Annotated in this window: 12 protein-coding genes and 1 pseudogene; 12 read left to right on the top strand and 1 reads right to left on the bottom strand. The window is 36.3% G+C overall.

Annotation, left to right across the window (positions count from 1 at the left end):
• The first annotated feature begins 12 nt into the window (after positions 1 to 12).
• The 11 genes and pseudogenes from fni to PX481_RS02470 all read left to right on the top strand — a co-directional run bounded on the left by fni (position 13) and on the right by PX481_RS02470 (position 17,092).
• On the top strand, positions 13 to 1,056 hold the full coding sequence (gene fni / locus PX481_RS02525; RefSeq protein WP_288023393.1) for a type 2 isopentenyl-diphosphate Delta-isomerase: 1,044 nt from the start codon (positions 13 to 15) through the stop codon (positions 1,054 to 1,056).
• The gene (locus PX481_RS02520) at positions 1,050 to 1,682 is read left to right on the top strand and encodes a LysR family transcriptional regulator (protein ID WP_002762083.1); all 633 of its coding nucleotides are present in this window, start codon (positions 1,050 to 1,052) and stop codon (positions 1,680 to 1,682) included. The genes fni and PX481_RS02520 overlap by 7 nt, the downstream gene beginning before the upstream one ends.
• Before the next feature lie 96 nt (positions 1,683 to 1,778).
• Positions 1,779 to 2,405, top strand: coding sequence for a cupin domain-containing protein (locus PX481_RS02515; protein WP_002762084.1), 627 nt, complete (start codon positions 1,779 to 1,781; stop codon positions 2,403 to 2,405).
• A 48-nt stretch (positions 2,406 to 2,453) separates the two neighbouring features.
• Positions 2,454 to 3,254, top strand: coding sequence for an SDR family oxidoreductase (locus tag PX481_RS02510; RefSeq protein ID WP_288023395.1), 801 nt, complete (start codon positions 2,454 to 2,456; stop codon positions 3,252 to 3,254).
• 40 nt (positions 3,255 to 3,294) lie between these two features.
• On the top strand, positions 3,295 to 3,666 hold the full coding sequence (locus tag PX481_RS02505) for a capsular polysaccharide biosynthesis protein (RefSeq protein WP_288023397.1): 372 nt from the start codon (positions 3,295 to 3,297) through the stop codon (positions 3,664 to 3,666).
• Positions 3,667 to 3,765: 99 nt separating this feature from the next.
• Complete coding sequence (locus PX481_RS02500; RefSeq protein ID WP_288093507.1) at positions 3,766 to 7,044, top strand: non-ribosomal peptide synthetase; 3,279 nt, start codon at positions 3,766 to 3,768, stop codon at positions 7,042 to 7,044.
• A 38-nt stretch (positions 7,045 to 7,082) separates the two neighbouring features.
• A complete protein-coding gene (locus PX481_RS02495) occupies positions 7,083 to 8,819 on the top strand; it encodes a condensation domain-containing protein (RefSeq protein WP_288023401.1) in 1,737 nt (578 codons plus the stop codon).
• A 60-nt stretch (positions 8,820 to 8,879) separates the two neighbouring features.
• The gene (locus tag PX481_RS02490) at positions 8,880 to 9,656 is read left to right on the top strand and encodes an SDR family NAD(P)-dependent oxidoreductase (RefSeq protein ID WP_288023403.1); all 777 of its coding nucleotides are present in this window, start codon (positions 8,880 to 8,882) and stop codon (positions 9,654 to 9,656) included.
• Positions 9,657 to 9,736: 80 nt separating this feature from the next.
• Complete coding sequence (locus PX481_RS02485) at positions 9,737 to 14,209, top strand: non-ribosomal peptide synthetase family protein (protein WP_288121999.1); 4,473 nt, start codon at positions 9,737 to 9,739, stop codon at positions 14,207 to 14,209.
• Positions 14,210 to 14,306: 97 nt separating this feature from the next.
• Positions 14,307 to 14,915: pseudogene (locus PX481_RS30015) on the top strand (acyltransferase).
• Positions 14,916 to 15,097: 182 nt separating this feature from the next.
• The gene (locus PX481_RS02470) at positions 15,098 to 17,092 is read left to right on the top strand and encodes an ABC transporter ATP-binding protein/permease (RefSeq protein WP_288093504.1); all 1,995 of its coding nucleotides are present in this window, start codon (positions 15,098 to 15,100) and stop codon (positions 17,090 to 17,092) included.
• Positions 17,093 to 17,206: 114 nt separating this feature from the next.
• Here the strand turns inward: PX481_RS02470 and PX481_RS02465 are convergent, their stop codons facing one another.
• Positions 17,207 to 17,659: a hypothetical protein gene (locus PX481_RS02465; RefSeq protein ID WP_002762096.1), complete on the bottom strand. Its 453-nt coding sequence runs from the start codon at positions 17,657 to 17,659 to the stop codon at positions 17,207 to 17,209.
• 53 nt (positions 17,660 to 17,712) lie between these two features.
• Here PX481_RS02465 and pyrE point away from each other — a divergent pair, with 53 nt between their 5' ends.
• Entirely contained in the window at positions 17,713 to 18,402 is a 690-nt protein-coding gene (pyrE, locus tag PX481_RS02460) for an orotate phosphoribosyltransferase (RefSeq protein WP_288093502.1), read from the top strand.
• Positions 18,403 to 18,682: the final 280 nt, after the last annotated feature.

Here is an 18,682-nt window from a genome sequence, read left to right as displayed (position 1 = left end):
TTGATAACAACTATGCCATCACCTAATCTTCCCAGTGAAATTGAAAATCGTAAAAGCGAACATCTGCGAGTTTGTATCGAAGAAGATGTAGAGTTTCAACAACTTACAAACGGTTTAGAAAAATATCGTTTTACCCATTGTTGTCTTCCTGAACTTGACCGTAGCGATATTGAACTGGGGACAACCTTTTTGGGGAAATCTCTAAAAGCTCCAATTCTCATCTCTTCCATGACCGGAGGAACAGAATTAGCCCATTTAGTCAATACTCGATTGGCAACGGTCGCTCAACGTTATGGTTTAGCGATGGGGGTGGGTTCTCAACGCATTGCACTCGAACAACCGGAATTAGCGCCGACCTTTGCAGTCCGTTCTCTGGCGCCAGATATTCTCCTGTTAGCGAATTTAGGGGCTGTACAGTTAAATTACGGCTGCGGTTTAGAAGACTGTTTAAAACTGGTGGAATTATTAGAAGCTGATGCTTTAATTCTGCATCTCAATCCTTTACAAGAATGGGTTCAATCGGAAGGCGATTCCAATTTTAAAGGGTTACTCGCTAAAATCGAGCAAATTTGCGCTCAATTGCCCGTTCCCGTCATCGCCAAGGAAGTCGGAAATGGCATCTCTGCGGTGACGGCCAAACAATTAATTGAAGCCGGAGTCGCTGCGATTGATGTGGCTGGGGCCGGAGGCACGTCCTGGGCTAAAGTCGAAAGTCAAAGAGCCAAAGACAACAGACAAAGGCATCTCGGACAAGTTTTTGCCGATTGGGGTTTGCCTACGGCTGAATGTATTACTGCCATTCGGTCTATGAATTCAACCATTCCTTTAATTGCTTCTGGAGGCTTAAAAAATGGCTTAGACCTTGCCAAATCCATCGCTTTAGGAGCCGATTTAGGAGGGTTGGCTCGACCGTTTCTCGTAGCAGCGATTGAATCAGAAGCCGCCGTTGATGAGTTGGTAAAATTTTTAATTGCTGAACTTGAAATTGTTTTATTTTGCACCGGAAATCCTAATTTATCCGCCCTTAAAAATTCAGGAGCCTTAAAACCATGTTAAAGTTTTCAATGGAATTGTGTTATCCCCAGCTTGATGTCAAAACCTTAAGCGTTGGCACTTTGGGTCCAAAAGAAACCAGTAGTGAACAAACCTTAAATTATCTAATTTCTCAATGGAAATTACAACAGATTTCGGTTAATAGTCATTTATTTGATAGCTTTACAGATTTAAAAGAATCTTTACTCGACAATCAGATAGATTTGGCGTTAGTACCCCATGCCTATGAAAGAATTAATGATTTCTACATGGAACCGAGTTTTAAACTAGGTTTTATCTTCACCTATCCCACACCCGTTTACGGATTAGCCAAGCGAAAAAATGAAGGAATCGTTTTAGAAAACTGTACCCTAGTTACTCATCCCGCTCCTCTTCCTTTACTTCCCTATTTATTACCTAGCGACCTGAATCAAAACAAGATTAAAATCAAATTTGTCAATTCTACCAGTGTTGCCGCTATTCAAGTTAAACAGGGGTTGGCAGATTTAGCCATTACCAATGAAAATGCCATCCGAGAACATGATTTAGAATTTATTTCACAATATGGTAAAATTGAGATGAGTTGGTCTTTATTTCACAAACAGGAAAACACCATGATTCAAAGTATTTATTTACCTGTGCATACCTAAAAAAGCTCCCTATCCGATGAAAATAGTTGCCTTCATCACAGAAAAATAATTGAGAGTTTAAATTTCAATTTCATTTTGAACTTGTCCCCTAAAATCATGTCTAAATTTTTCCCAATTCCCAAGCCTATTAAACTCAATCCTCATGTAGAATTAGAGGTTTTTCAATGCCAAAATACCATTTTTCAATTATCCGCTGTAGCTCCTAATGCTAAACTTGAATCCCACCAACATCCTGAAAGTCAAATTGGCATGGTACTCTCAGGAGAACTGGAACTGTATATTAAAGATGTGATTAAACCCTTGAGAGCTTTACAAGATATTCATGTCGCCGATGCTAATGTTTCTCATGGTTTTGTTAATCCTTTGTCCGAAGCGATGATTGGATTTGATCTTAAACGGATTACCTCTTCTTTACCTTCAGAAGACGTTGTATTAACCCTATCAAACAACCAAGATAAAATCACTCATTTACCTTGTCAATCGGTTAAGGGTTCTTGGTTTGAAATCGTGATGATGAAAATCCCGTCTAGTTATTCCATTCCCCCACATCAAGGTCAGCAAGAAGAAATCGGATTTATTTTAAATGGACAATTAGAAATTTTTATAGAAAATGAAGAACAGTGTTTAGAATATGGTCAAATTTATTATGCTCCTTCAAAAGTTTTAAAAAAGGGATATAATTCATCGAATCAAGATATTAATTTGATTAAAATTTTAATTTAGTTTGTTTTAAAATTTTAAGTTTAACCACAAAATGCTAGGACAAAGTTTATGGATTTAGGATTAAAAGATAAAGTGGCTTTGATTACGGGAAGTAGTGCGGGAATTGGGTTTACCATTGCTGAAAAATTAGCAGAAGAAGGCTGTCACTTAATTATTTGTGGTCGCAATTCCCAACGCTTAGAACAAGCTTATCAATCTCTGGTTCAAGCTTATCCTTCCCAACAAATTCTGCGTTTAGTGGCTGATGTCCATCAAGCTCAAGATTCTGAACAATTAATACAAGACTCTTTAAATCAATACGGCAAAATTGACATTTTAGTCAATAATTCTGAAGGAGCTAACTTTGCTGAAAATTTAATTGAAAACCTTTCCGATGAAGATTGGTTAAACGTTTTTCAAGGAAAATTAATGGGTTATATTCGCTTAACCAATTTAGTGTTACCGATTATGAAAAAACAACATTGGGGAAGAATTGTTAATATCATTGGGACATCGGGAAAAGAGCCATCTCCTCGTTTAGTTAAATCGGGTGTTGTCAATGCAGCTTTAATGAATTTTACCAAATCAGTAGCTAGACAAACCGCCCCCTATAATGTTTTAATTAATAGTGTTAACCCCGGCGTTATTGATACCCCTAGACATCGAGAATATTTAGAAATTTATGCCAAAAAGCAAGGAACAACCCCAGATTTAATCCGAGAAGGAATTCTAAAAACAATTCCCATGAATCGAATTGGTACGACTGAAGAATTTGCTAATCTCGTTGTATTTTTAGCTTCAGAATGTGCGAGTTATATAACGGGAATTACTATTCCCATCGATGGTGGTTTATCCTCGTCAGCATTTTAAATTTATATCCATCAAGTAAAAATCAACAACCACAAGGGTCATGAATAGCCAATGTAAATCTCAAATGTTAGACAAATTTGTTCCCTATTATCCGACTAAAGATACTCGTAACTTTCCCATTTTTTCCAGTATTATTAATAAATTTAATATTTGCAGGCTGCAACGCAAATTTAAACAGGAGCTTCAACAACCTTCGGTGATCCTAGTTGATCAAATGGGTAAAGTTGGTTCTGCTAATCCTTATCTTGCTATTAAAAAAACTTTTCCAGAAAAAGCGGTGTATCATGTTCATAATTTAAATCCAGAAATTGTTGCCAAAATTTGGGATAAAATTAATCCTACTAGCGAGGGGGTGGAAAGAACCACAGAGACACAGAGGACACAAAGATCGATCAATCATATTGTAAGTTAAACTTATCACACAGAACCTAGAAGAGCCTTAAAGGTAATTCGTTCTAAGTTTGATTGAAGAAACTCACGCACATTTTTATTTAATCTATTGGGAAAAACAATGGTCACAACTCAACAATCTAGGGTTAGTAAAAAAGATATTGAATCCATTTATCCCCTTTCTCCCATGCAGCAGGGGATGCTATTTCATTCTTTATATAATCCAGAATCAAAGACGTATTTATCACAAATTCAAATCACCTTGCAAGGCAATTTAGATATTAGTGCGTTCCAACAAGCTTGGCAAAAAGTAGTAGATAGACATAGTATTTTACGGACTTGTTTTGCTTGGAAAAAAACCAAACAGCCTTTACAAGTGGTTAGAAAAAATGTCACTTTGCCTTGGTTTAATCAGGATTGGCGATCACATTCTCCCGCCGAACAAGAAACTAAATTTCAGGAATTATTAACCTCTGATAAAGAGCAATATTTTGAATTAGATAAAGTCCCCTTACTTCGATGTCATTTAATTCAAGTCGAAGATCAAAAATATGAATTTATCCATACTGGACATCATATTTTATTAGATGGTTGGGCAACAGCAATTCTGTTGAAAGAAGTTTTCGAGTTTTACGCTGGACTCATCAACTATCGACCCGTCAATTTACCCACACCCCGCCCTTATCAAGACTATATTAATTGGCTACAACAGCAAGATCAAACTGAAGCCGAACGATTTTGGCGAAAAAATCTTCAAGGTTTTACCTCTCCAACTCCATTAGTCGTTGATAAACCGTTAAATCCTCTTGTTACTCAAAGTAAAAATTATCTTGATCAAAAATTAAAACTTTCTCCAGAAATTACCAGTCGTCTGAAATTACTCGCCCAAGAATATCGCCTTACTCTTTCTACCCTAATTCAAGGAGCTTGGGCTTTATTATTACATCATTATAGTAGTGAATCTGATATTGTATTTGGGGCAACCGTTTCGGGACGACCGCCCAATTTTACAGGAATTGAATCGATGGTAGGGATGTTTTTAAATACCTTACCCGTTCGCATCAAAATTGAGCCTCAACTTGAATTATTAACTTGGTTTCAACAATTACAACAAGAGCATTTAGAACGAGAGCAATATAGTTATAGTTCTTTAATTGATATTCAAAAATGGAGTGAAATTCCGTCCCCTCATTCAGTTTTTGAAAGTTTTGTTGTCTTTGAAAATTTACCCTTTAGCGAAAATGATAGTGATAATTTAGGCGGTTTACAAGTCGGTGAAATGCAAGATTATGGCAATGCTGATTATCCCTTAACGGTTATTGTCACCCCTGGAGAAGCCTTAAGTATTAAAATTATTTATCCTCAAGAACGATTTGAAAATGACACCATTGAAAGGATATTAGGTCATTTTAAAACCTTATTAGAAGGAATCGCTATTAATCCCCATCGTCGGATTCAAGACTTACCTGTATTAACGGAAGCTGAACGTCAATTATTATTAATTGAATGGAATCAAACTGCACCCGAAAAACTCCTAAAACAGTGCGTTCATGAATTATTTGAACAACAAACCCTCAAAACCCCTTCAGCCATTGCCGTTGTTTTTCAAGAGCAAGAATTAACCTATCAAGAACTCAATGAGTCTGCCAATCAACTGGCTCATTATTTACGAAAAATTGGGGTGAGTTCTCAATCTTTGGTCGGGATTTGTTTAGAACGGTCTGTTAATATGGTAATTGCCGTTTTAGCAGTGTTAAAAGTAGGCGGTGTTTGTGTTCCTCTAGACCCAACCTATCCTCAAGAAAGACTTTCTTACATCCTGCAAGACACCCAAATCAAAACCTTATTAACCCAAAAAGATTGTCAATCTCTTTTAAACAGTGAAACCATTTCTCAACGGATTTTATTGGATGAACAAGGGTCAGAAATTGCCTTAGAACCCAAGACTAATCTTGACAACCCCGTGAGTTTAAAGGATTTGGCCTATATTATTTATAGTTCAGGATCTACGGGTGTGCCAAAAGGGATTATGATCCTGCATCAATCCTTAACGAATATTATTGAGCATCATCAGGCGAAAATGTCACCGGAGAGAAATTTCTTACAATTTGCTCCCTTCAATTTCGATGTTAGCTATCACGAAATGTTTGCAGCCTGGTGTTTAGGGGGAAGCTTATTTATTGTTCCAGAAGATGCCCGCTTAGACCTTGCTAAAATAAGTCAATTATTGGCAAATAACCCCATTCATAAAGCGATTTTGCCCGTTACTTTGTTACAACAATTAATTGAAACCTATAGTGAGGAAACCTACTTATTTGCTAACTTGCGTGAAATTATTTCAGCTGGAGAGCAATTACAAATTACCCCAGCGATGATTTCTGCATTCAAGAAACTCGAACATTGTACGCTTTACAATTTTTATGGACCCACAGAAGCGGATATCGTTACCAGTTATACCTTTGACCCTAATCCTGAGCTTTGGCCGAAGTATATTCCCATTGGTAAACCCGCGATTAATGTGCAAGTTTATATTTTAAATTCTCATCTTCAACCTGTACCCATCGGAGTCACTGGCGAGTTATATGTTGCGGGTGGCGGTTTAGCGCGGGGTTATTTCAACAATCCCCAATTAACCAAAGAAAAATTTATTGCTAATCCCTTTAGCGATAATTCATTGCTGTATAAAACTGGAGATTTAGCTCGTTATTTACCCAATGGAGACATTGAATATTTAGGAAGAATTGATGATGTGGTCAAAGTTAGAGGTTATAGAATTGAATTAGGGGAAGTAGAAACTATTTTAAATCAACATCCTCAAATTGCCCAAGCCATTGCTACAGTTCAGGGAGAAACCGCCAGAGAAAAATATTTAGCCGCTTATTTTATTCCCCGTCCAGGTGAAACCGTAAACCAAGTTGAATTACGTCATTTCCTTGAAAACTGGCTACCCGATTATATGATTCCCTCTGCTTTTGTGGTGATGGAATCTTTTCAACTCAGTCCTAACGGTAAAGTTGATCGAAAAGTCTTACCAATACCCGATAAAAACCCCTTATCGTTAACTCAAAATTATGTCGCTCCTCGAACTGCAATTGAAGAAGTTTTAGCGGTAATTTGGGCAGAAATTTTAGAAGTCGAACGAGTTGGGATTGAAGACGATTTCTTTCTGTTAGGTGGGCATTCTTTAAAAGCAATTCAACTGATTAGTAAAATCCGTCAAACCTTAGAAATTGAAGTTTCTGTGCGTCAACTTTTTAATCACTCAACCATCAGCCAATTAACTCCAGTCATGATTGAATTAGTGGGGAATGAAGGGTTACTAAATGAAATTGCCGTAACGGTTCAAGAAATTTCTAGACTTTCACCAGAAGAAGTTCAAGCTTTATTATCTCAAAACTAAAAAAAATAAGTCAACCACTTCTGAATTATTAATTACAAATGAAAAACAACTCTCAAGATCAACAAAAATTACTCAAGCTCCTGCTTCAAAAAAAAGGTATTAGTTTTAAAAAAGTAAATACTATACCTAAACGCCAATCATCCAACTCTGAATTAATTCCTATCTCTTTAACTCAGTTAGAACTTTGGTTTTTTGCTCAATTTTATCCAGAAAATTGTATTTATAACTTGCCTTGTATTTATCGCATTGAAGGCTTGCTTAATGTTCCTGCACTAGAGGAAAGCTTAAGAGAAATTGTCAAACGTCATGAAAGTTTGCGGACAACTTTTACTTGTATAGATGGAAAAGTGTTCCAAAAAATTACAGATGATCCAGTTTTTGATTTTTCAATTCTTGACCTACAAAGACTTAGTGAACTGGAGCAAAAAAAAGAAACCAAAAGATTGTTATCAGCAGAAATTAACCGATCTTTTGATTTAGAAAAAGATTCATTATTTCGCAGTAAAATTATAAAATTTGCTGAAAATAACTATCTGTTAATTATGACAATCCATCATATTATTGCTGATGGTTGGTCTTTGAATATTTTGACTAAAGAGCTAGGCATTCTTTATGAAGCTTTTTGTCTGAATAAACCTTCACCTTTGCCTGAATTACCGATTCAATATGGTAACTTTTCTCTGTGGCAATGGCAATCAATAAAAGATAATTCATGGCAATCTCATCTGAATTTTTGGAAGAAACATATAGGGATTAACCCACCCATTTTAAAACTTCCTACTGATTACCCACGCACAACGGCTCAACCTGTTGAAGCAGCTATTCATCATTTCCTTATTTTCCAAAACTTAACAGACGAATTAAAGTCATTAAGTCATCAAGAAAAAGCGACTTTATATATGACTTTATTAGCCGCCTTAAAAATATTACTCTTTTACTATACACAACAGACAGAAATTATTATTGGTGGAGTTGCGGCTAATCGTAACCAACCCGAAACACAAGATTTAATCGGACTTATGGTTCAGTTTCTCCCCTTATATACTCATGTAGAAGGTCAAGCCAATTTTCGAGACTTGCTGCATCAAGTAAAAGAGATGAGTTTAGAGTTTGATGCTTATCAAGAAATTCCTTTTATCACGTTAGTGGAAAAATTAAAACCCATTAGGGATACTCAATATGCTTTGTTTCATCAAGTCATTTTCCTTTTCCAGAATGCTCCTAAACAAGATTTAAAATTCATCAATCTGACAGTCACAGACGAGTTATTAAAAATGGATATAGAACCCCATAGTGCCGAAAATGATTTAACTATATCCCTTGAAGAAACTGAGCAAGGTATGAGAGGTGCTTTCGTGTACAAAGCTGATTTATTTACGGCTGAAACTATTACTCAAATGGGACAATATTTTCAGCAGTTATTGAAGAATATTGTCACTGATCCTAATAAAACCATTTCTGATCTATGTCCTTTCTCTGAATCCGTCTCTTTCTCAGACAATACTTCCCCCTTGTCTTTATCAATCAATGAAATTAAATCTAATGACTTACCCCATAATCTAACTAGAGAAACCATGGTCAATATCTGGCAAGAAGTTTTAGAATTAGAAGAAATTAGTGTTAATGATAACTTTTTTGACCTTGGGGGGGATTCTCAAAAAGTTATTCAGGTAATTGATAAAATCGGTAAAATTCTTAAAATTAATTGTACTTTGCGTGATTTTTTTGAAAATCTCACTGTAGCACGTCTAATCACAACCTTTAAAAATAAATGAGTTTAAGCGTATTTCCCTAGCTTTAAAAATGGTATAATTACAAAAAAAATACAGAAAAAAATGACAAATCATCTCTTTGATTTAACAGGTAAAGTTGCAATTATCACGGGTGCTGCCCGAGGAATTGGTCGGGTATTAGCGCAAGGATTAGCACAAGCTGGAGCTAAGGTAGTAATTGGTGATATTAATCAAGTTGGTGCTGAACAAACGGTTCAACTGATTCAAGAAGCAGGAGGCGAGGCCATCGCAATTGAGACCGATGTTCGTCAACGTCAAGCTTGTCAGAATTTAATTAACCAGGCGGTTGCTAATTATGGTCAACTCGATATTATGGTCTGTAATGCAGGAGTTGAAATTCTCAAAAACACTGATGAATTAGAGGAATTTGAATGGGATCAGGTTATTAATGTTGACTTAAAAGGTTATTTTAATTGCGCTCAACTAGCAACCAAACAAATGATCAAACAAGGAACAAAGGGATCAATTATTATGAATTCTTCTATCTGTGCTTTCGTTGCTGTTCCCAAATCTTCAGGAGCATATAGCGCCGCAAAAGGTGGTGTCAATCAATTAGTAAAATCCCTAGCGGTCGAATTAGCTAGTCACAAAATTCGAGTCAATGCTTTTGCACCGGGGTATATGAATAATATGATGGAAGGAACAGAAGGTTTACGTTCAACTTCCGATGAAATGGACGAATTATATACTAGAATTCCCATGAAACGAACCGGAGATTTAGAAGAGTTAATTGGCCCTGTCGTGTTTTTAGCGTCCGCAGCTTCCTCTTATGTAACTGGAGCAATTTTAATGGTAGATGGAGGTTATACTGCTATTTAGCATCAATAATTAAACAATTTTTAGGTTGATTTATATCGATCAAACCAACCTAAAATCACTGAATTAATCCTATTTAACCCATGTCAAAAATGAACCATAACTCTCAAGACAAACAGAAATTACTCAAGCTGTTACTACAAAAAAAAGGAATCGGTGTAAAAACAAATACGATACCTTCTAGGAATCCATCTCAACTTGTACCGCTTTCTTTTTCTCAAGAACGACTTTGGTTTTTGTACCAATTAGAAGCTAACGGCTATACCTATAATATGGCGTTTCGCTTTCAAATTGAAGGGAATTTGGATATTGATATCTTTAGAAAAGCTTTAGAAACTATTATGCAACGTCATGAATTGTTGCGAACTTGTTTTCAAGAAGTTGACGAAATTCCCCGACAAATTATTAAACCGAAAATTCAGTTAAATTTGCCTTTAGTGGATTTACAGTCCTTATCTTCTAGGGAACAAACTCAAGAATTAGAGCGATTAACTGAACAAGAAATTTATACTCCCTTTGACTTAACCCAAGCTCCTTTAATGCGGACTTTTTTGGTTAAATTAAAAGCTGACTCTTATCTTTTATTTTTGAGTTTACACCATTCTATTTTTGATGGCTGGTCAATGAAAGTTTTACTACAAGAACTTTCTCATTTATATGAAGCTTTTTTACAAAAACAATCTAATCCTTTACCCGATTTACCTATTCAATATGGTGATTTTGCCGTTTGGCAAAGACAACAGTTACAAGGAGATAAACTCACCCAGGAAGTTAATTATTGGCAACAACAATTAACCGGAATTCCACCCTTATTAGAAATTCCCACTGATCATCCTCGTCCTCCCATACAAACGTTTAAAGGCAATAATTGTACATTTAAAATAAGTCCAGAATTAAGCCAAAACCTGAAAAATATTAGCCAAACGTCAACCGCTACTTTGAATATGACGCTGTTAACGGCGTTTAATGTTTTATTATATCGCTATAGCCGTCAAGAAGATATTGTGATTGGGATTCCCAGTGGCAATCGACATTTTCCTGAAATTGAACCCTTAATTGGTTGCTTTGTTAATACCTTACCCATTCGGACTCAGTTTAAAGAAAATCTCTCATTTCAAGCTTTATTAAATCAAGTTAAACAAGCATTTTTAGAAGCTTATGAACATCAAGATTTACCCTTAGAAAAGGTGGTGGAAGTGGTAAATCCTGAACGAAATATAAGTTATAGTCCTTTATTTCAAGTGATGTTTTCTTGGGAAGATATGCTGCACATTAATCATTTTTCGATGGCGGATTTAAAATTAACTCCCGTTACGATGAATGCTTTAATTGCTCAATTTGATTTAACCTTAGCCATGCAAGAAACGGCGGAGGGTTTAGTCGGCTCTTTTGATTATAATTGCGCGTTGTTTAATCAAGACACGATTGAACGCATGATTACCCACTTTCAAACCTTGTTAGAAGGAATTGCCATTAATCCTGAACAATCGATTGAATTATTACCTATTTTACCTTTATCAGAACAAAAGTTATTAGCTCAATGGAATCAGACTAATATTGCTGAAAATCCAAAGGTTTGTATTCATGAATTATTTGAACATCAAGTTTTAAAAAATCCAAATGGGATCGCAATAGAATGGTGCAGGGAAAAAATCACCTATCAAGACTTAAATCATCGTGCCAATCAATTAGCTCATTATCTCCAATCTAAGGGGGTTAAAGTTGAATCGTTAGTGGGAATTTGTTTAGAACAATCTGTATCTATTATTATCAGTTTTTTGGCAATTCTTAAAGTGGGTGGTACTTATCTTGTTCTAGCTCCCAATTATCCCCAAGAGCGTTTAAACTATATCTTAAATGATGCTCAAGTCTCGGTATTAATCACTCAAAATACCTTCGTTAATTTATTCCGTGATCATCAAGCAGAAGTGGTTTGTCTGGATACTGAAGAAAGCTCAATTGCTAGTCAAAGCAAAAACAATTTAGTTAACCCTATTCAGCCAAATAATTTAGCTTATATTATTTATACCTCTGGTTCAACAGGCACTCCTAAAGGGGTTATGATTGAACATCAAAGTTTAGTTAATCATAGTTTAGGAATCATTAAAGTCTATGATTTAACAAGTCGTGATCGAATTTTACAATTTGCTTCTTTTACCTTTGATGTAGCTGCTGAAGAAATTTATCCAACTTTTTTAACGGGTGCAACTTTAGTTATGCGTCCTGCATTAATGTTCCCTTCTTTAGCTGATTTTACTCAATTTATTCAGCAAAAGTGTTTAACAGTCATTAATCTTCCGGCTACTTATTGGCATGAATGGGTATTAGATTTATCTCAAACTTTAATAACCTTACCTGAAACCCTACGCTTAGTGATTACAGGAAGTGAAGAAGTATTACCAGAGCGATTAATATTATGGCAAAAAATACTATCAAATAGTCAACGAGAAGATATCACTTGGTTGAATGCTTATGGTCCGACAGAAGCGACGATAACCAGCACAGTTTTTAATCCCAATTTCATTCATAAAATTGCTCAAATTCATTCTGTTGCCATTGGTAAACCGATTACAAATACACAGGTTTATATTTGTGATCGCTATTTGCAACAAGTCCCCATTGGAATACCAGGAGAACTGTTAATTGGAGGTTTAGGTTTGGCCAAAGGTTATCTCAATCGCGATGATTTAACCCGTGAAAAATTTATTACTCATGCTTTTAATTCATCAGAATATCAACGTTTCTATAAAACTGGAGATTTAGCTCGTTATTTACCCGATGGAAATATAGAGTTTTTAGGACGCATTGATAATCAAGTTAAAATTCGAGGGTTTCGTATTGAAATTGGCGAAATTGAAGCCGTATTAACTGAATACCCAGATGTCCGAGCGACGGCGGTAATTGTTCGAGAAGATCAAACAAATAATAAACAATTAGTGGCTTATATTGTGACAAAATATCCATCCATTGATCCTGCAAAATTGCGGAGTTTTCTTAAACAGAAATTACCAGATTATATGATTCCAGCTTTCTTTGTACAGCTTCAAGAATTGCCCTTAATGAGCAGTGGGAAAATTGATCGTAACGCTTTACCCGCACCCACCGAAAGTCAGTATCAAAAAACGATGATTACACCCCGAACAGCTACGGAAAAAATTGTTGCTGAGATTTGGCAAGATGTTTTAGGGTTAAAGCAAATTAGTATTTTCGATAATTTCTTTGACTTAGGTGGTCATTCTTTAAAAGCTGCCCAAGTGATTTCTCGACTGCGAGAACAATTAGCTATTAATATTCCTTTAAACAATCTTTTTTCAGAACCGACGGTAGCAGGATTATCCTCTAATTTAGACTTGAATTTATCTGATACAATTGAGAGTGATCAAATCCCAGATTGGCAAGTCGAAATTGCCCTAGATCCCACCATTCAACCGCCGAATATTCTGACTTTCTTTCCTCAGAAACCTGCTGATATTTTGCTAACAGGAGCTACGGGTTTTCTCGGAATTCATTTATTAGCTGAATTGTTGGACAAAACAGAAGCTAATATTCATTGTTTAATTCGAGACAAAAGTTTAGAACAAGCTCAAGCGAAAATTTACCAGAAATTAAAAACCTTTCAATTATGGGATGAACAGAAAAGCTCTCGTATTATTCCTGTTATTGGTGATTTATCCCAAAAACGTTTAGGAATGTGTGAACCTGATTTTCTGGAATTAGCCAATCAAATTGATGTGATTTATCATAATGGAGCTTGGGTTAATGCAATTTATCCCTATTCAATACTGAAACCCACTAATGTTTTAGGAACAGCAGAAATCTTGAGATTAGCCTGCTTAATTAAAACCAAACCTGTCCATTTTGTCTCGACGATTTCTGTTTTTTCCCCCAGTTATGCTCAAGGAAACTTAATTCAAGAATCTGATCCCCTGGGTATAAATCATGGACTCAATGCCGGTTATACTCAAAGTAAATGGGTCGCTGAAAAATTAATCATGGAAGCTGGAAAACGGGGACTTCCGATGACAATTTTCAGAGCATCTCGAATTATTGGACATAGTAAAACTGGAATTTGTAATAGAGAAGATTTGTTTTGTCGTATGATTAAAGGCTGTATTCAATTAGGAATGATTCCTGATTTTGGCGATAGTACAGAAGACCTCACTCCTGTGGATTATGTGAGTGGTGCAATTATACATTTAGCCAGTCAAGAAAGCTCTTTAGGGAAAGCATTTCATTTGTTGAATTCTCACCCAACCTTAAATCGTGACTTATTTGATTGTGTTCGGGAAATGGGTTATCCGTTGCAGTTGGTTTCTTTTGAAAAATGGCGATCACATTTAACAGAACAATGTAAAATTAATACAGATAATGCTTTATCTCCGGTGTTAGATAATTTTTCAGATGAAAATTTATCCGCAGGTTATCCCCCCCAGTTTGATGCTCAAAATACGGTAATGGGGTTAAAGGGTACAGCCTTTAATTTTCCAAAAATTGATGACAGATTGTTAAAAACTTATTTTGAATATTTTACTAAAATTGGGTTTTTAACACAATAAATGATCGATTTCATCACACTCCATAAGCTGAATTGCACAGCTTATCTCATACCCAGATTCAAAATATCCAGAGCATCAATTCTAAGAGGGAAATGTTATGTTTAACTTAAAACATAAATTATATTTATTAATTTCAAAATTCTTAGAAGAACAAGAACGAATCGAAAAACGTAAACAACTTTCCGAAAATGCCACGGTTCACAGTTCCGTAAAATTTATCGGAAAGTGTGAAAATTATAGGGTAGATAAAAGTTTAATTACTATCGGAGAAAATACCATAATATTAGGTGAATTGTTTTTATTTACCCATGATGGAAAAATAGAAATCGGTAAAAATTGTTATATTGGTGAGAAAACTGGAATTAGATCAGCAAATTCTATCAAAATTGGCAATGAAGTTATAATTGCCGATGATGTCAATATTTATGATACCGATGCTCATTCATTAAATTATGTTTTAAGACAGAAATAATTTGTGGAAGTCGTCATTTTAAATAATCTGATTAAGGATGCTAAATATCTTGATATAAAATCTGCACCAGTGGTGATAGAAGATCATGTTTGGATTGGATTTAATGTTGCGATTCTTAAAAGGGTTACGATTGGGAAAGGAGCAATTATTGGAGCAGGTTCGGTGGTGACACAAGATGTAGAACCTTTTACTGTTGTTGCTGGTAATCCTGCCAAAATTATCAAACGATTATGAATCTGCTCCAATGCCTAAACAATAGGTTAATATTGATTACTGATATGTAAAAAATCTAGAAAATAGTAGTAATAGAATTTCTGATAACAATGCAGATTTTTATGGTATGCTGAATTAATGTCTAACTCAAGAGATAGACATTCAAAGTTATAATGTCACCATTTTAGCCCAAGGAGAATCCTATGAATGTTGCAGAAAAAACCTCAGATAGTATAAATCTCAAAGAAGATACCCGAACTTTCAATCAATCTCTTCAAGAATTTTTAAGATTTATTCAAGTTTATTGGTATCCGAAAGAACACCAGGATAGAGCTTTTTCGCAGATTATTCGTTCCTGGGGAATGCTCGTTTTATTGTTTTTATTATTAGTGGGATTAGTAGGTCTTAATGCGTTTAATAGTTTTGTTTTTAGAGACTTAATTACCTTCACAGAAGCTAGGGATGTAGAAAAATTAACTCATCTTGTCATTATTTATGGGATTACCCTAGGCAGCATGACGTTTTTCGGAGGATTGTCCAAGTTTCTTAAACAACTAATTGCGCTGGATTGGTATCAATGGATCAATAGTAGTATCTTGCAAAAATATTTTAAAAATCGTGCTTATTATCAAATCAATTTTAAAGGAGATATTGAAAATCCAGATCAACGTTTATCCCAAGAAATTCAACCCATCACCAGAACAACGATGGACTTTTTAACAACCTGTGTTGAAAAAGTTATGGAGATGCTGGTTTTTATTGTCATCCTTTGGTCAATTTCTAAAACCATTTCTATAGTGCTGCTGGTTTATACGATTATTGGAAATATTCTTGCTACCTATATTACTCAACAATTAAATAAAGTCAGTAAACAACAATTAGAAACCGAAGGAACCTATAAATACGCCATTACTCATGTTCGGACTCACGCCGAATCAATTGCATTTTTTAGAGGGGAAGAAAAAGAGTTAAATATTATTCAAAGGAAGTTCAATCAGGTGATTAAAATTATAATTGAAAAAATTAATTGGGAAAGAAACCAAGAATTTTTTAACCGCGGCTATGAATCCATGGTTCAAATCTTCCCCTTCTTAATTGTTTCCCCATTATATATTAGTGGTGAAATTGAGTTTGGACAAGTTAATCAAGCCAGCTATTGTTGCTATTTCTTTTCCACAGCCTTATCCGTGTTAGTGGATGAATTTGGACGCTCCGGTGAGTTTATTAATTATATTGAACGTTTAGAAGAGTTTTACCAAGCTTTAGAGGGTGTAAGCGAACAAACCAACCCAGTTAATACCATTAAAGTCATTGAAGATAACAATCTAGCTTTTGATGATGTCACCTTACAAACTCCCGATGCCGCTAAAGTGATTGTCGAACATTTATCCCTGTCCGTTGAACCAGGGGAAGGTTTATTAATTGTTGGGCCAAGTGGTCGAGGAAAAAGTTCTCTTTTACGCGCTATTTCTGGGTTATGGAATACAGGGACAGGTCATTTGGTGCGACCTCCCCTCGACGATTTATTATTTTTACCCCAACGTCCTTATATCATTTTAGGAAACTTGCGTGAACAGCTAATTTATCCTCAAACGACAACGGAGATGAGTGAAACCCAATTAAAAGAAATCTTACAAGAAGTTAACCTGCAAGATGTTCTTAATCGCATCAAAAATTTTGATGAGGAAGTGGATTGGGAAAATATTTTATCTTTAGGAGAACAACAACGTCTAGCCTTTGCGCGACTATTCGTTAATCAGCCAGATTTTGTGATTTTAGATGAAGCCACCAGTGCTTTAGATTTAAAAAATGAAGATCATTTATATAAACAGTTACAACAAACTGGAAAGACCTTTATTAGTGTCGGACATCGAGAAAGTTTGTTTAACTACCATCAAAAGGTTTTGGAACTTTCCGAGGATTCTACTTGGCGTTTAATGAGAATGGAAGACTATCATCCATCAGCAGCGATTGCAACTCATTCTAACAATGCCAAAACCGTTGATGAAACGATAGAAATTGTCTCTGAAATTAACAATCAAGACAATTTTACCCATCAAGAAATGCAAAAACTGACCAACTATAGCTTAAGTACCATCAAAAATAAAGCCAGTCGAGGTCAAATAATTGTTGCCAATGATGGCATGAGCTATCGTTATGACAAAACCCTTGATATTGCCAAATGGGTGAGAGTTTAGCTTCTCAAGGAGCTTCGATCGAACTTAAAAAGGCATCTTGCCGCAGTTCGGGAACCTTCAAAGAAGATTCTCGACCCATTACATTGTTCGCCAATTCCGAGTTGAATTGGCGAATTAAAAGCCGCCAGGACTTAAATAACTGGGATTTTCCTGTAGGGAAGTATCGAAGGGATTGGGTAAATCTTGGGTGCGAATTAAAGGCCCAGACTGTTGCTGTTGCATGACATCATAGTATAAAGTTTCGGTTAATTTGGCATCCCGGGTAATCATATTATCGAAATAGGAACCTTGGGGAAAAGTACGCCAACCAAAAAGAGAGTTGAACTGTCCTAAAATGTTGGTGTAGTCGTAGAAACGACCCGTATTGTTATTAACAGCGCGGTTAAACAAACCGGGAATATTATTAAATCCCACCGCCGTATCGGGAGAGGGGACAAGTTGCAATTGTTGGGTTTTTACCGGTGCAGGATTGGTGGCGGGTGAACTTTCGGCGATCGCGCTAGGCGGACTCAACCAGACTAAACCGGTGAAACAAAACAGGGAAGGAAGTAAAAATTGAGCGCGCATGGCTAAAAATCTCCTCACAGGGATAGGGTTAATTAAAAAATCGCGTCAATGGGATGAGAAAGAAATCAATACTAGCGATCGAGTCAATATATAATGACTTTTGGCTTAATTGTAACCGAAATTTTGGAGTCAGTCAGGCTCCCAATCCTGAAAATATGGCTAATTCCTCGGTAGCGAATCTCGATACTGCTTCCCTGCGTCAATTTCTCCTCGATGCTCTTGTCCGTCTTGCCTATGGAGAGGGGGATTTCACCCTGTCTTCAGGACAAAAAAGCAGCTACTATATCAACGGCAAACAAGTTACCCTCACTGCTGAGGGAGCTTTAGCCGTGGGGCGTTTATTGCTGTCGCTACTGCCTCCAGATACCCAAGCGGTGGCAGGATTAACCCTAGGGGCGGATCCGATTGTCAGCGCCGTTATTGTGGTATCTGCCTACGAAAATCGTCCGATTCCAGCTTTAATTGTCCGCAAAGAGGCAAAAGGTCACGGAACCATGGCTTATATCGAGGGGCCGATTTTAAACCCGGGTGCCGCGGTGGTTGTCCTCGAAGACGTGGTGACAACGGGCAAAAGTGCCATGGTAGCGGTAGAAAGATTACGCGATGCCGGTTATCAAGTAGATTTAATCATTGCTTTGGTGGATAGAGAGCAAGGAGGGGCGGAATTTTACCAATCTCAGGGAATAAAGTTTCAAGCTTTGTTTTCGATTCGAGACCTACAGGCGGCTTATCAGAAAAAATAGCAGGGAATGGCGATAAACGCTCGATAACTGGATTTTAACAGTCGGATTGGCTCTGGGGATAAACCACAAAGGCACAAAGAACACAAAGAGGAAGACAGATTCGAGAGGGCTGCTTTCATTGCCTAAACGATAAGTTAAGTAGGTAGGCGTTAAAAATTATCAGAAACCCCCCTTATCAAGGGGGGCAGGGGGGATCGAACCTAAAATCCATTTTAAATTTAATTATAACCAGCTACTTAACTAGATTTTTTTCCTGTGAATAATTGGTCACTAGCTGAGG

The organism is Microcystis sp. M53603_WE2, from assembly GCF_030065435.1.
The sequence above is the reverse complement of the archived record's forward strand: the minus strand, read 5'-3'. Positions and strand labels throughout refer to the sequence as shown.

What these genes read in the sequence shown, in the direction of transcription:
- PX481_RS02520 (WP_002762083.1), top strand. Translation starts at nt 1,050, where the DNA reads ATGTTAAAGTTTTCAATGGAATTGTGTTATCCCCAGCTTGATGTCAAA.
- PX481_RS02470 (WP_288093504.1), top strand. Translation starts at nt 15,098, where the DNA reads ATGAATGTTGCAGAAAAAACCTCAGATAGTATAAATCTCAAAGAAGAT.
- PX481_RS02515 (WP_002762084.1), top strand. Translation starts at nt 1,779, where the DNA reads ATGTCTAAATTTTTCCCAATTCCCAAGCCTATTAAACTCAATCCTCAT.
- pyrE (WP_288093502.1), top strand. Translation starts at nt 17,713, where the DNA reads ATGAGAAAGAAATCAATACTAGCGATCGAGTCAATATATAATGACTTT.
- PX481_RS02505 (WP_288023397.1), top strand. Translation starts at nt 3,295, where the DNA reads ATGAATAGCCAATGTAAATCTCAAATGTTAGACAAATTTGTTCCCTAT.
- PX481_RS02500 (WP_288093507.1), top strand. Translation starts at nt 3,766, where the DNA reads ATGGTCACAACTCAACAATCTAGGGTTAGTAAAAAAGATATTGAATCC.
- fni (WP_288023393.1), top strand. Translation starts at nt 13, where the DNA reads ATGCCATCACCTAATCTTCCCAGTGAAATTGAAAATCGTAAAAGCGAA.
- PX481_RS02465 (WP_002762096.1), bottom strand. Translation starts at nt 17,659, where the DNA reads ATGCGCGCTCAATTTTTACTTCCTTCCCTGTTTTGTTTCACCGGTTTA.
- PX481_RS02485 (WP_288121999.1), top strand. Translation starts at nt 9,737, where the DNA reads ATGTCAAAAATGAACCATAACTCTCAAGACAAACAGAAATTACTCAAG.
- PX481_RS02510 (WP_288023395.1), top strand. Translation starts at nt 2,454, where the DNA reads ATGGATTTAGGATTAAAAGATAAAGTGGCTTTGATTACGGGAAGTAGT.
- PX481_RS02495 (WP_288023401.1), top strand. Translation starts at nt 7,083, where the DNA reads ATGAAAAACAACTCTCAAGATCAACAAAAATTACTCAAGCTCCTGCTT.
- PX481_RS02490 (WP_288023403.1), top strand. Translation starts at nt 8,880, where the DNA reads ATGACAAATCATCTCTTTGATTTAACAGGTAAAGTTGCAATTATCACG.